Genomic DNA, 13261 nt, shown 5'->3' with positions numbered 1-13261 from the left:
CGGGAATACCGTGAAGACTTCTTCAATCTCCCTGGGAACGCCGCTGTCGCCTTCCGGCCTGCGCGTCATGCTGCTGGGCGCCGGCGAACTCGGCAAGGAAGTCGCGATCGAGCTGCAGCGCTTCGGCTGCGAGGTGATTGCAGTCGATCGTTATGCGAATGCACCGGCGATGCAGGTCGCGCATCGTTCGCACGTCATCAGCATGCTCGACGGCAAGGCCCTGCGCGCGATCGTCGAACAGGAACGGCCGCGGCTGATCGTGCCGGAGATCGAGGCGATCGCGACGCCGACGCTGCTGGAACTGGAAGCGGAAGGCTTCACGGTCATTCCGACCGCGCGCGCGGCGCGGCTGACGATGGATCGCGAGGGCATTCGCCGGCTGGCGGCTGAACAGCTCAGCCTGCGAACTTCCCCTTATCGTTTCGCCGACACGCGCGAACAGTACGAAGCTGCCGTGCGCGAACTCGGCATGCCCTGCGTCGTGAAGCCGGTGATGAGTTCGTCAGGCAAGGGCCAGAGCGTCGTGCGCAGCGCCGCCGACATCGCTCACGCCTGGGACTATTCGCAGGCCGGCGGTCGTACCGGCAGCGGCCGCATCATCGTCGAAGGTTTCGTCGAGTTCGACTACGAAATCACGCTGCTCACCGTCCGCCACGGCGGCCACACCAGTTTCTGCGATCCGATCGGTCATCTGCAGATCGACGGCGACTATCGCGAATCGTGGCAGCCGCAGGCCATGAGCGCAGCCGCACTCGCCGAATCGAAGCGCGTCGCCGAGGCGGTTACGCGCGAACTCGGCGGCAACGGCATTTTCGGCGTCGAACTCTTCGTCGCCGGCGATGCGATCTACTTCAGCGAAGTCTCGCCGCGCCCGCACGACACCGGTCTCGTCACCCTGATCTCGCAGGATCTGTCCGAATTCGCGCTGCACGCCCGCGCCATCCTCGGCCTGCCGATCCCCGCCATCCGCCAGCACGGACCGGCGGCATCCTGTGCATTGCTGGTCGACGGCGATTCGAACGACATCGAATTCGGCAACGTCGACCGTGCCCTCGCCGAACCGGACACCGCCGTGCGCCTGTTCGGCAAGCCCGAAGTCCGCGGCCATCGCCGCATGGGCGTCGCGCTCGCGCTCGGCAGGGACATCGAAGACGCCCGGGCCAAAGCGCGAGCCATGACGCAGCTGCTCGTCGAGGGCGTGAAGCTCAGGTAGGTTCGGAAAGAAGAAGAAATTTCCACGGGGGGAAGAAATGGGAACACGGGGGACACGGGGGACACGGGGTTTGGAACAGAAAATTTCTTATCCCCGTGCTCCCCGTGTTCCCATTTCTTTCCCCGTGGAAATTTCCCTTCTCCGACCTCCGTGTTCTCCGTGAACTCCGTGTGAAACTCCTACGCCTTTGTCCGAATCCGGACTTGCGCCCCGCCCATCCCGGGTGACAATCAGCGGCCGTTTTCAACCGAGATCGCCATGGCCGCCGCTCCGGAGAACGTCGTACCCCCTGTTGCCGCGGCGACGAGCGCCTGGCTTACGCCGGTGGAACTGCTGGTGCTCGGCGCCATCTGGGGCGCGTCGTTCCTGTTCATGCGTATCGCGGCAAAAGATTTCGGCGCGTTTGCGCTGGTCGAAGTGCGGCTGGCGCTCGGCGGGTTGATCCTGTCGCCGTTCCTGTGGCGCGAACGCAGGCGCATCACCGGCACGCTCTGGTGGAAGATCGTCGGCATCGGGGCAATCAATTCGGCGATTCCATTCGTACTCTTCGCCTGGGCCGCACAGCGCGCACCCGCCGGCATCGGCGCGATCAGCAATGCCACGGCGGCGATGTTCACCGCGCTGATTGCCCTGCTGTTCTTCGGCGAACGCATCGACACGCGGCGTGCGATGGGTCTCGTGGCGGGATTCGTCGGCGTGGTCGTGCTGGCGAGCGACAAGACCGGCGGCGAAAGCGTCTGGCAGGCCGCGCTCGTGGGAACCTTCGCGGCGTTTCTCTACGGCATCGGTGCGAACCTGCTGCGCAAGCACCTGTCCGGCATTCCTGCCGGCGCCAATGCGTCGGCGACCTTGCTGTGCGCCAGTGTGCTGCTCTCGCCGCTGGCGATTGCGACCTGGCCGGATCACCCGATCCCGACGGTGTCGTGGGTCTGCGCGATCACGCTCGGCGTGCTGTGCACCGGCGTCGCCTACACGCTGTTCTATCGGCTCATCTACCGGATCGGCGCGCCGCGAGCCTCGACGGTCACCTACCTGGTGCCGCTGTTCGGCGTGCTGTGGGCCTGGCTGCTGCTCGATGAACCGGTGACGTTCAGCATGACCGTGGCCTGTGCACTGATCCTCGGCAGCGTGGCGCTGAGTCAGCAGCGCTCATCTGGCGCGAAGTAGGAAAAGACCCTCAGGCCTCGACGTTACGCAGGAATGCGTGATCGACCGCCTGCTGCGGCGAGTGACCCTGATCGTAGTAGACACGCCAGGCGTCCCAGTCGATGTCGTTCTCGCCGATGTCCTGCAGCACTTCCGGAAAATCGCTGCGAATCGCCGCGACCACGCCTTGCCGCCACTGCGTCCAGGTGTCGCCCCATTGTTCCGTCGAAATTGCGTAAGCCATCGTCGTCCTTCCGGGATGATGCCGGGCCTCATCCTGCCAACCGTTCATTGAGATCGCGTGACATCGGTGCCGTGTAACGCCGGGCCGCATTTCGTGTTCCAGCACCGCTGGTTTTTCTTCGACAGCGCCCGACCGCAAGATTCCATGATTTTGCGGTATACATCCATCACTTCCAGTTGTCTGATCCTTGAATCGTCCACTGAGGCTTTCCCTGATCCTTGGACGGCTGAAGCGTTGCGGGGTCAATCTAGCGCCGTTGCAGTAACAACGTCAGTCGCTCGGAAGTCACGACGCGGTCGCAGCATGATTGCGTCGCACTGCGGCAGCCACAAAGAAGGAAATGGCCGCAAAAAGGCGCAAGGATCTCAAAAATGAGAATGAACCCTGATTCCGACCTTGTGATCCTTGCGCCTTTTTGCGGCCATTCTTTCCTTCTCCTACTCCGTCACGAGCTTGTAACCCGCTCCCGGCGTGGTCTGCAGCACACGGGGCGAGGCAGGATCGTCCTCGAGTTTCTTGCGCAGCCGGTAGATGAGCTGTTTGAGCGTGCGGCGTTCGCGCGACGTGGCGCGGCCCCACACGTGATTGAGCAATCGTTCGGCAGTGACGGTCCGGCCCGGACTGGTCACCAGCAGTTGCAGGGCTTTCGTTTCCAGCGGTGTCAGGCTGAGCGGCGAGGCAGTACCGATCCGCAGCGTGTGCCGATCGAGGTCGAGGTGCACATTGCCCGTCTCGATGGTGCCGGGACTGAGGCTCGCGCCGCGACGCACCAGCGCCCGCACTCGCGCGATCAGGGCACGCGGACTGAACGGCTTGCGCACGTAGTCATCGGCGCCGGCATCGATCGCCGCGACCAGATCGTCCTCCTGATCGCGCACGCTCAGCATCATGATCGGCACCGTCGAACTGGTGCGGATGGTGCTGCAGACCTCGAGACCGTTGGGCGGCGGCATGTTCACGTCGAGCAGCACGAGATCGGGCCGCTGGGCGGCGAACGTCTCCAGCGCACTCGGCCCGTCGGAGGCGGTGCAGACATCGAAGCCGGCCTGGTGCAGCGTGAATCCGATGAGCGCGCGCAGGTCGGCATCATCGTCGGCGATGAGCACCTTGAGCTGCGCGGGCGATGAACTGAAGTCGACACTCATGATCAGGTTCGTTCCGTGGCAAGCAGCGCGGCGAGCGATTCGGCATGCGTGCGCAGTTCGCCGACGGCGGTCGCCTCCCAGTGATCGGCCCGCAGCATCGGGCCGACATAGAACAGGTGCGGACCGGGCCAGCCGTCCGCGTCGATCACCGCACCTTTCGGTCCCGTGCGCAGCCCCAGGCCGAACGGATCGGACACGCACAATCCCCGTTGCAACAGGTTGCGCCACAGCGGTTCCGATGAACGTGCGATCGAGTAATCGGGACCGGTGCAGTTGATGACCTTGTCGACCACGAGCGAAGTCAACTGCGATGCGTGACGCGGCCGCCAGGTGACTTCGATCCGCCCGGCGCGCGACTCGAAGCGCTGGATGCGTCCGGCATGGATCTGCAACTGGCCTGCGTTACGCAATCCATCGATGCGCTGCAGGATCTCCGGCGGCAGGCGATGGCGATGCACGTCCCACTGCGCGCGCAGATGCCGCAGGAAACGTTCGCGGTCGCGTTCCGGCATGCGCTGCCAGATGGTCGGCGCCATGTGGCGCACGAACGTGATCGCCTCGCGCCAGTCGCCGCCGCATTTCTCCGCTTCGCTCGCCAGCAGGCGCACCGCACCGGCCAGACCGCGCAGCGAACGCGACGCCGCCAGCAGCAGCGCATTGCCGTCGCCGCGAAAGGCTTCGGGACGAAATGGCGTCTGTCGCGGCGGCAGCAGCCCATGGCGCGACAGTGCGTGAATCTTCGGCGTGGCATGCCGATCGACGGAGGCGATGTTGACGATGTCGGCCATCGTGAGCCCCGTGCCGATCAACAGCACCGTCTCGTGCCGTGCGAACTGGACATCCTGCGACCACGGATCGGCGACATAGCCAGGATGATCGGCAATCGCCTTGGCCGGCGGCAGCGATGCAGGCTTCGGGTTGCCGGGCGCGAGCACGACATCGTCGGCCGTCAGCCTGCGTCCGTCGCTGAACTCGAGCTGCAGCGGCAGGTGCCGTTCGAGGCGCCGCACGCCCGTCACCTCGCCGCGCCAGGTCTCCAGCCGGATGGTGCGCGGCGCGCTCAGCTCCGCGGCCAGCAGCACCTGCTGCAGATATTCGCCATAGAGCGCACGCGGCAGAAAATCCTCGCCGGTCGCCTTGGGGATGCGCTCCTGGGCAAAGCGCAGGAATTCCTGCGGCGCGAGCGAGTTCGCCGACATGCGGCTCGCCGGCACGTTCAGCAGATACGGAAAGCCGCGCTCCGCATAGGCAACGCCGCGCCCGACTCCGGCGCCGCGCTCGATGAGCACGAGTCGTGTCGGGCCGGCGGGGGGACGTCGCAGCAGATTTTCGGCCAGCACCGTGCCGCTGAACCCCCCACCGACGATCGCGATCGTGCGCAGCAATCCCCCCAATCAGGAACTCCACCCAACTCTGTAGCAACAGACTAGGTGAAGGGCGGTATCAAGTAAGTAACGCGGGGGTTAGATGTCGGGCGAAACCGCTGCCATTGCGGATGAAGAAAGAGGAATGGCCGCAAAAAGGCGCAAAGATCACAAAGGTCGGAATCAGGATTTCATTCGTACTTTGTGATCTTTGCGCCTTTTCGCGGCCATTCTTTTCTTCTCTCTCACTCCACCACGAGCTTGTATCCCGCGCCCGGCGCGGTCTGCAGCATGTCGGGATTCGTCGGATCGATCTCGATCTTCTGGCGCAGGCGGTGCACGAGCTGCTTGAGGAGCTGGCGGTCGCCGGAGCCCTTGTGGCCCCACACCTGCATCAGCAGGCGGTCGGAGCTGACGGTGTGGCCGGCGTTGGCGATCAGCATCTGCAGCAGGCGCAGTTCGAGCTTGGTGAGACGCACCGGCGAGTTGCCGCCGACCTGCACGGTGTGCTCCTCGACATCCAGCTTGACGCGACCGGCGGCGAGCGGCGCGGAGTTTTCCATACCGGCGCGACGCAGCAACGCCTTGACGCGCGCGAGCAGCGTGCGCGGGCTGAAAGGTTTGGTGAGGTAGTCGTCCGCGCCGAGTTCCAGCGCCTTCACCAGATCTTCTTCTTCGCCGCGCGCCGTCAGCATCATCACCGGCACGCGCGACTTGGTGCGCACGGCTTCGCACACCTGGAAGCCGCTGGCGCCGGGCATGTTGATGTCGAGGATCACCAGGTCCGGCGCTTCGGTCTCGAACGCCTTGATGGCGCTCGGACCGTCGCCAGCCTTGACCACCAGATAGCCGGCCTGCGACAGCGTGAACGCGATCAGCGCCAGCAGGTCCTTGTCGTCGTCGGCGGAGAGGATTTTCATAGAGTAGTGACGAAAGTGACGGCGGTGACGAAAGTCACGAAGGCCAGAATAGGGCAGGCCGCCTGCGCGGCGTATACAGAAATGTCATATGGTCGTAACCGCGTCGTACCTGCATCAAAGGATTGCTCTTGCTGTGGGGCCGGCTTCAGCCGGCCTGGAACTGTCAGGCTGCGACCGAAGGAAGTCCCGCGGGAAAGCCTGACCTACAGGAAGAGACCGATCACTCCGATTTCGCCTGCTGCAACTCCACCACGAAGCGCGTCCGGCCGTCCTTGCGCTCCGCGTGAATGGAGCCTTCGTGACGATTGATGATCGACTTGACGATCCATAGTCCGAGACCGAGGCCGCCGGGTTCAGGCTCCTGCTCGGGGCCGCGATGGAAGCGCTCGAAGATCGAGCCCGACTCGATGTCCGGAACGCCGGGACCTTCATCCTCCACCCACACGGTGACGGTGCGATCCGTCGCCGAAGCACCCACACGAACGACGCTGTCTTCCGGTGCGAACTTGCTGGCGTTCGCCAGCAGGTTGACGAACACCTGCGTGAGACGCGGACCGTCGCCATCGATGCGCGGCAGATCCTCGGGGAGGTCGAGCTCCAGCGTCTGCCGGCGTTGTTTCAGCAACGCGCCGATCAATGCATCCGCATCCTCCACCAGTTCCTCGACCGCGATGCTCTGGTGACGGATGCCGAGCTGGCCGGATTCGATGCGCACGCTCTCCAGCAGGTTGTCGATCAGGCGCGTCAACCGCAGCGCGCCGCGTTCCAGCGACAGCACCAGTTCCTTCTGATCGGCCGGCGGCATCGTGTCCATGCCTTCGCGCAGCAGTTCGATGGAGGCGAGCTGCGCGGCCAGCGGCGTGCGGAATTCGTGCGAGATGTTCGCGAGCACGGAATCGCGCGCGCGGCGCACGCCTTCCAGTTCGGTTTCGTCGCGGATCACCTGCACCTGCAGATCGTCGACCGGCGAGGCGCTGGTGATGATGGCCGTGCGCGGTGCACCCTCGCGCAGGTTCAATCGTTCGGTCGCCTGCGCGCTGCCCTCGGTGCGCGCGCGCAGGATCGGGCAATTGTTCTCGCACGGTCGCACGCCGTTCTCGGCACAGGGCTTCAGCACGTCGCCGCAGAAGCGGCCGATGGCATCGTGTGCCTGCACGCCCATGAGTCGCGCCGCCTGCGGATTCAGGTAGCGGATGACGCGTGACTTGTCGACGGCATACACGCCTTCGACGATGCCGCTGAGCACGGCCTGCGCTTCGGCCTCGCTGCGCCGCAACGCGCCCGTGAGTTCCACGAGATTGTTGCGCATGTCTTCCATGGTGCGCCCGAGCTGGCCGACTTCCTTGGTGCCGCCGACGGGAATCGACGTCGAGAAATCGCCGTGGCCGAGGCGTTCGGCGGCTTCGGTCAGGGTGCTCACCGGACCCGTCACCTGCTGGCCGAGAATCACGCCGGCCAGCACGGCCACCGCCGCGAGAATGACCGCGGTGACCAGCAGCCGCCGCACCAGGCTGCCGACGGATTCGTCGATGTCGCTCGCCGCCAAACGCGCTTCCAGCAGCGCGATCGCCTCGCCCGTCGAGGCGAACACGGGGAAGCTCGCCGCGTACAGATCGTCGCTCTCGATGCGCGCAACGGCGGACCGGCCATCCGACAGGCCCGCCGAATGCAGCCGCGTGTAATCGTCGACCTTCTTGTTCTCGACGAAGCTGCGATAACCGATCAGGCGGATCGGCATGCCGACGCGATCCGACAGCACGCGGCCGAGCTTCTCGTCGAACAGCCGCGCCACGTACAGACGCCGTTCCGTCGCACCGCCGATCTGCGCCGACGCGCCGAGCACGGCGTACGGTGCATTGCTCGCAGCAACCAGAAAGCGTTCGCCCTGCTCGGCCCCGGTCTCGGCGATTTCCGCCCACGGCAGCGCCACGCCGGCCTGCGCGACGAGGGTCTTGCCTTCGAACACGGCGCACGAAGCGATCGTGTCGCTGTTGCAGGAACGGCGCAGATAGGGACCGACGGCGGCAGCCTGCCGGTCGGCGAGCAGCCGCTGCAGCGTGGCGCGTTCGGCCACGGTCTTGGCCTGGATCAGCGCGTCTTCGCCGTAGCGACGCAGATCCTCGCGCGCCATCGCGCCGGCGAGCTGCACGCGCGACTTGCCCTGCTGGTCGGCGAGATCGCGCAGCGAGCCGATCGCGGAAATGGAAATGCCGCCCACCACCAGCACCACGATCGCGACGTTGATGGCCGCGATCCAGAAGCCCAGGCTCGCACGCGAGGTGTCGATCTGGAGCTGGTCGATGAATTCCTGGAGTCGGGAAAGCATGGGTCCGAAGCTATCGCTTGCTGTATCCGGTGCGCCACTCGACCAGCGACTTGATGATGAGCGTGACCACGGCCAGCAGCGTCAGCAGCGAGGCCACGGCGAACGCGCCCACGAAGTTGTACTCGTTATATAGGATTTCGACGTGCAGCGGCATGGTCGTGGTCAGCCCGCGGATGTGGCCCGACACCACGGACACGGCGCCGAACTCGCCCATCGCGCGCGCATTGCACAGGATCACGCCATAGACCAGACCCCAGCGGATCTTCGGCAGCGTAACGTGGAAGAACGTCATCAGTCCGCCCGCGCCGAGCGTGATCGCGGCTTCTTCCTCGTCGTTGCCGAGCTGCTGCATCAGCGGAATCAGCTCGCGCGCCACGTACGGGAAGGTCACGAACATGGTCGCCAGCACGATGCCCGGCAGCGCGAAGATGATGCTGATGTCGTGCTCCTGCAGCCACAGCCCGAACCAGCCCTGCATGCCGAACAGCAGCACGTAGATCAGGCCCGAGATCACGGGCGACACGGCGATCGGCAGATCGATGAGCGTGATCAGGATGCTCTTGCCCTTGAATTCGAACTTGGCGATGGCCCACGCGGCGGCGATGCCGAACACGGTGTTGACCGGCACGACGATCGCGGCGGTGATGAGCGTGAGCCGGATCGCGGCCAGCGTGTCCGGATCGGCGAAGCTCTCGACATACATTTCGAAGCCCTTGCTCAGCGCGGTGGCGAACACCGTGATGAGCGGCGCGAACAAGAGCGCCGCGAGGAACAGCAGCGACAGCGCGATGAACATGCCCTTGATGAGCGTGCTGACGAACGTGTCGCGCCCCGGGCGGCTCGCCAGTTCCGCCAGCAGTGCCTTGGACGGTCCGTGCGCCATCAGCGTCCCGCCGCCACGTGCCGGCGACGCCCCCAGGTCTGCAGCAGGTTGATCGACAGCAGCATCACGAACGAAATCACGAGCATGAGAAAGCCGATGGCCGCGGCGCCGACGTAGTCGAACTGCTCCAGCTTGATGACGATCAGCAGCGGCGCGATCTCGGTCTTCATCGGCAGGTTGCCGGCGATGAAGATCACCGAGCCGTATTCGCCGACGCCGCGCGCGAATGCCATCGTGAATCCGGTCAGCAGCGCCGGCAGCACGGTCGGCAGGATGATGCGGCGGAAGATCGTGAAGCGTCCCGCGCCGAGCGTTTCGGCGGCGTCTTCCAGGTCGCGCTGCACTTCGAGCAATGCCGGCTGCACCGAGCGCACGACAAACGGCAGGCCGATCAGCGTCAGCGCCACCACCACGCCGATCCAGGTGTAGGCGACCTTGATGCCGAACGGCGCGAGATGCTGGCCGATCCAGCCGTTCTCCGCGAACACCGCCGTGAGCGCGATGCCGGACACGGCCGTCGGCAGCGCGAAGGGCATGTCGATGAGCGCATCGATGAACTTGCGTCCCGGAAAGTCATAGCGCACCAGCGTCCAAGCGATGACGAAGCCGAACACGGCGTTCAGCGTCGCGGCGAGGAACGACGCGCCGAAGCTGAGACGGAAAGAGGCCAGCACGCGCGGATCGAACAGCACGTTGAGGAAGTCGCGCCAGCCCATGGTGCCGGTCTTGAGCACCAGCGCCGCGAGCGGAATCAGCACCAGCGCGCAGAGAAAAAAGACCGAGAACCCGAGCGTCAGTCCGAAGCCGGGGAGGATGGAGGGTTGGCGGAGTGCGGAGGAGGACATGGGGCTACAGGCCGCAGGCTACAGGCGACTGGCCAGAGTCCGCACGCAATCGCGAAGCACCCAGGCACGGGGAACGCGTGATCCTTCTCTGGCCAGTCGCCAGTAGCCAGTAGCCTGTAGCCTTCCTCCTCACTTCCCGCCCGCCCTGTAGATCTGATCGAACACCGCGCCATCCGCGAAATGCTGCTCGTGCGCCTGGTTCCAGCCGCCGAACACTTCATCGATCGTGAACGTCGCGACGGCCGGAAACTGCGCGCGATGGCGCTCCAGCACCTGCACATTGCGCGGCCGGAAATAGTGTTTCGCGACGATGTCCTGGCCGGCGTCCGAATAAAGATGCTGCAGGTACGCCTCGGCCACCTGCCGCGTGCCGCGGCGATCCACCACGGTGTCCACGACCGCCACCGGCGGCTCGGCGAGGATGGTGATCGACGGCATGACGATTTCGACTTTCTCGGGACCGAGTTCGCGCAGTGCCAGCAGCGCTTCGTTCTCCCATGCGATCAGCACATCGCCGATCTCGCGCTGCACGAACGTGTTGGTCGAGCCGCGCGCGCCGCTGTCGAGCACCGGCGCATGCCGGAAAATGTCGGCCACGAATTTCGCCGCTGCCGCCTGCGCCTCTTCCACCTGCGCCTCGGCCGCGGGATCGTCGAGCTTCGACCAGTCGCCGCCGAGCTGGCGGTGCAGTGCGTAACCCCAGGCGGCGAGATAGTTCCAGCGCGCGCCGCCGGAGGTCTTGGGATTCGGCGTCACGACGCTCACGCCCTCGCGCACCAGGTCGGGCCAGTCATGAATCTGTTTCGGATTGCCCTTGCGCACCAGGAACACGATGGTCGAGGTGTAGGGCGCGCTGTTGGCGGGAAAACGCGTCTGCCAGTTGGCGCCGAGTCGCTTGCCCTTCGTCTGGATGGAATTGATGTCGTAGGCGAGCGCGAGCGTCACGACATCGGCATCCAGTCCGTCGATGACGGCGCGGGCCTGGCTGCCGGAGCCGGCGTGCGACTGCTTGACCGTGACGCGCTGGCCGGTGCGCTGTTGCCAGTCGCGCGCGAAGTCTTCGTTGAAATCGCGGTACAGCTCGCGCGTCGGGTCGTAGCTGACGTTGAGCAGCGTGACCTTGTTGCCGCCCGAATCGCCGGCGCCGCCGCAACCGGCGAGCAGCGCGACGGACAGCATCGATGCGAACAGCAGTCTGGGCGGCTTCATGGATTCGTCGGGCTCGCAGGACGGTGGACGATCATCATCGGGTAGCCGGGCGAAGATGCGAACAGCGCGGCAAACCGCGCGCGCAGATCCGCCAGCGCGGAGATGCCGAGGATCAGCATCTGTTCGGGCGATTCGCTCAGCTGTCGATGCAGTTCATCGGCCGCTGCGCCGAAGCGCAGTTCGGTGCGCATTTCCAGGCCGTGCACGGCCTGCGCTTCCGAGCGCGCATCGAGCAGCGTGCGCATGCCGGCCGGCCGCTGCGTTTCGCCCGCGCTTTCGGGAAGGATGCCGACGTACACGGCCTCGGCCGGCACGTGACGCAGCAGGCTCGCGGCTACCGCCAGCGTCGCGCGACGCGCGGCATCGTCGGCCCAGTGAATCAGCACGCGCTGCGGCGGCACGAGCTGGTCCGGCAATACCAGCACTTCGGCCGCGCCGTTGTGCAACAGCCATTCGATCTGCGCGATGACGTCGCGACCGGTCTGCGCGCCCGCATCCTGATGCGGCGCGATCACGGCGACACCGGAAATCGGCGTCGCCGGCCGGCCGCTCGACGGATTCGCGAGCCCCGGTTCGACGCGCGCGACGATGCGCGTCTTCATGCGATTCGCCAGTTCCACGAGCAGCGGATTCTTTACCAGCGCATCCGCCGCGGGCTGATCGGCCGCCACTGCGGTGTAGCTCGACAGCGGCGTCGGCAGCACGTGGATGCGACGCACGCCCATCGCGACCGACTGGCCGACCGCGAGCGGGAACACGCGCTGTTCGTGCTGCGTGCGCGTGACATCGAGCACGGCCGCACCGTCGCCATCGCCGCCGGGGCGGGCGATCTGCGCGTCGGCCGCGCCATCGGCGAGTCGTACCCGCAGGCGTTCGAAGGCGCCGGTGAACACCATCTCGTCGATCACGCCGTGGCCGAGATAGCTGACACGCAGGTTGTCGCGGGTCGGTGCGAGTTCCACTTCTTCCGGACGCAGCACCGCGACGACTTCGTGTTCGCGACCGCTGTCGATCTTCTCCAGCGCCCGCGCATTCACCGGCGTCGCGCCGAAGCGGATGCCGTTCGCGGTCTGTCGCGCCAGCAGCAGGTTCGCCGCACCGAGGAAGGTGGCGACGAAGCGGGTCGCGGGCCGCGCGTACAACTCATCGGGCCGGCCGCATTCGAGCAGTCGGCCGAGGTTCATGACGCCGATGCGATCGGCCATCGCGAACGCTTCTTCCTGGTCGTGCGTCACCAGCACGGTGGTGATGTTCAGTTCGCGCTGCACCTGGCGGATGGTGCGGCGCAGTTCTTCGCGGATCTTGGCGTCGAGCGCACCGAAGGGTTCGTCCAGCAGCAGCACCTGCGGCTTGTGCGCCAGCGCGCGGGCCACGGCGACGCGCTGCTGCTGGCCGCCCGAGAGCTGGGTCGGCAGGCGGTCGTCCATGCCTTCCAGTGCGACCAGCCGCAGCAGTTCCTTGCGGCGGGCGCGCCGGTCGGCGGCCTTCATGTGCCGCACGCGCAGCGCGAACTCGATGTTGTCGCCCACGGACATGTGGCGGAACAGCGCGTAGTTCTGGAATACCAGCCCGACGCCGCGCTGGCGTGCCGAAACATGCGTGACGTCGCGCCCGTGCAGCGCGATACGGCCGTGATCCACGCCGGTCAGGCCGGCGATGGCGCGCAGCAGCGTGCTCTTGCCGCTGCCGCTGGGTCCCAGCAGGACGAAAAACTCGCCTTCGCCGACCTCGACGGAGACGTCGTTGACGACCGGGGAGCCCTGATACCGTTTGGTAACTTGATCGAGGGTGATGGACATAGGGTGCGCGAGCTTACCGGCGCCCGGGTAGCAGGGTCAGTCTCGGGGAGGTGACAAAGCGGTTACAGAAATCTGTGCTTTTTGTAGGTCAGGCTTTAGCCTGACATCCGAAAAGAGGCCGGCTGTGACCGAAGGAAATCCCGCGGGAAAGCCGGCCCCACAGTAAG

11 protein-coding genes are annotated in these 13261 nt (G+C 65.8%); 2 read left to right on the top strand and 9 right to left on the bottom strand.

Going from position 1 to position 13261, the window contains the following annotated elements; genetic code table 11:
* Nucleotides 1-10: 10 nt before the first annotated feature.
* Nucleotides 11-1213 (top strand): formate-dependent phosphoribosylglycinamide formyltransferase, encoded by a 1203-nt coding sequence (purT, locus tag V7D81_RS06555; protein WP_324315340.1) that lies wholly within the window; start codon nucleotides 11-13, stop codon nucleotides 1211-1213.
* A 258-nt stretch (nucleotides 1214-1471) separates the two neighbouring features.
* Nucleotides 1472-2380, top strand: coding sequence for a DMT family transporter (locus V7D81_RS06550; protein ID WP_324315339.1), 909 nt, complete (start codon nucleotides 1472-1474; stop codon nucleotides 2378-2380).
* Nucleotides 2381-2390: 10 nt separating this feature from the next.
* Here V7D81_RS06550 and V7D81_RS06545 read toward each other — a convergent pair whose 3' ends face one another.
* The 9 genes from V7D81_RS06545 to V7D81_RS06505 all read right to left on the bottom strand — a co-directional run bounded on the left by V7D81_RS06545 (nucleotide 2391) and on the right by V7D81_RS06505 (nucleotide 13094).
* Nucleotides 2391-2603 carry a hypothetical protein gene (locus tag V7D81_RS06545; RefSeq protein ID WP_324315338.1) on the bottom strand — a complete coding sequence of 71 codons (213 nt, stop codon included), beginning with the start codon at nucleotides 2601-2603 and terminating at the stop codon, nucleotides 2391-2393.
* A gap of 437 nt (nucleotides 2604-3040) precedes the next feature.
* A complete protein-coding gene (locus V7D81_RS06540) occupies nucleotides 3041-3748 on the bottom strand; it encodes a response regulator transcription factor (protein WP_324315337.1) in 708 nt (235 codons plus the stop codon).
* 2 nt (nucleotides 3749-3750) lie between these two features.
* Nucleotides 3751-5142, bottom strand: a complete 1392-nt coding sequence (locus V7D81_RS06535) for an FAD/NAD(P)-binding protein (RefSeq protein WP_324315336.1) — start codon at nucleotides 5140-5142, stop codon at nucleotides 3751-3753.
* A gap of 215 nt (nucleotides 5143-5357) precedes the next feature.
* On the bottom strand, nucleotides 5358-6032 hold the full coding sequence (locus tag V7D81_RS06530; protein ID WP_324315335.1) for a response regulator transcription factor: 675 nt from the start codon (nucleotides 6030-6032) through the stop codon (nucleotides 5358-5360).
* A 220-nt stretch (nucleotides 6033-6252) separates the two neighbouring features.
* Nucleotides 6253-8358 carry a sensor histidine kinase gene (locus tag V7D81_RS06525; RefSeq protein ID WP_324315334.1) on the bottom strand — a complete coding sequence of 702 codons (2106 nt, stop codon included), beginning with the start codon at nucleotides 8356-8358 and terminating at the stop codon, nucleotides 6253-6255.
* A 10-nt stretch (nucleotides 8359-8368) separates the two neighbouring features.
* A complete protein-coding gene (gene cysW, locus V7D81_RS06520) occupies nucleotides 8369-9241 on the bottom strand; it encodes a sulfate ABC transporter permease subunit CysW (RefSeq protein WP_324315333.1) in 873 nt (290 codons plus the stop codon).
* On the bottom strand, nucleotides 9241-10086 hold the full coding sequence (cysT, locus tag V7D81_RS06515) for a sulfate ABC transporter permease subunit CysT (RefSeq protein WP_324315332.1): 846 nt from the start codon (nucleotides 10084-10086) through the stop codon (nucleotides 9241-9243). Before cysT ends, cysW begins: the two co-directional genes overlap by 1 nt.
* Nucleotides 10087-10215: 129 nt before the next feature.
* The gene (locus tag V7D81_RS06510; protein WP_324315331.1) at nucleotides 10216-11295 is read right to left on the bottom strand and encodes a sulfate ABC transporter substrate-binding protein; all 1080 of its coding nucleotides are present in this window, start codon (nucleotides 11293-11295) and stop codon (nucleotides 10216-10218) included.
* The gene (locus V7D81_RS06505; RefSeq protein ID WP_324315330.1) at nucleotides 11292-13094 is read right to left on the bottom strand and encodes an ABC transporter ATP-binding protein; all 1803 of its coding nucleotides are present in this window, start codon (nucleotides 13092-13094) and stop codon (nucleotides 11292-11294) included. The genes V7D81_RS06510 and V7D81_RS06505 overlap by 4 nt, the downstream gene beginning before the upstream one ends.
* Nucleotides 13095-13261: the final 167 nt, after the last annotated feature.

It is taken from the genome of Povalibacter sp., from assembly GCF_036735925.1.
Classification (GTDB): domain Bacteria; phylum Pseudomonadota; class Gammaproteobacteria; order Steroidobacterales; family Steroidobacteraceae; genus Steroidobacter.
This window is presented reverse-complemented; position numbering and strand designations above follow the sequence as displayed.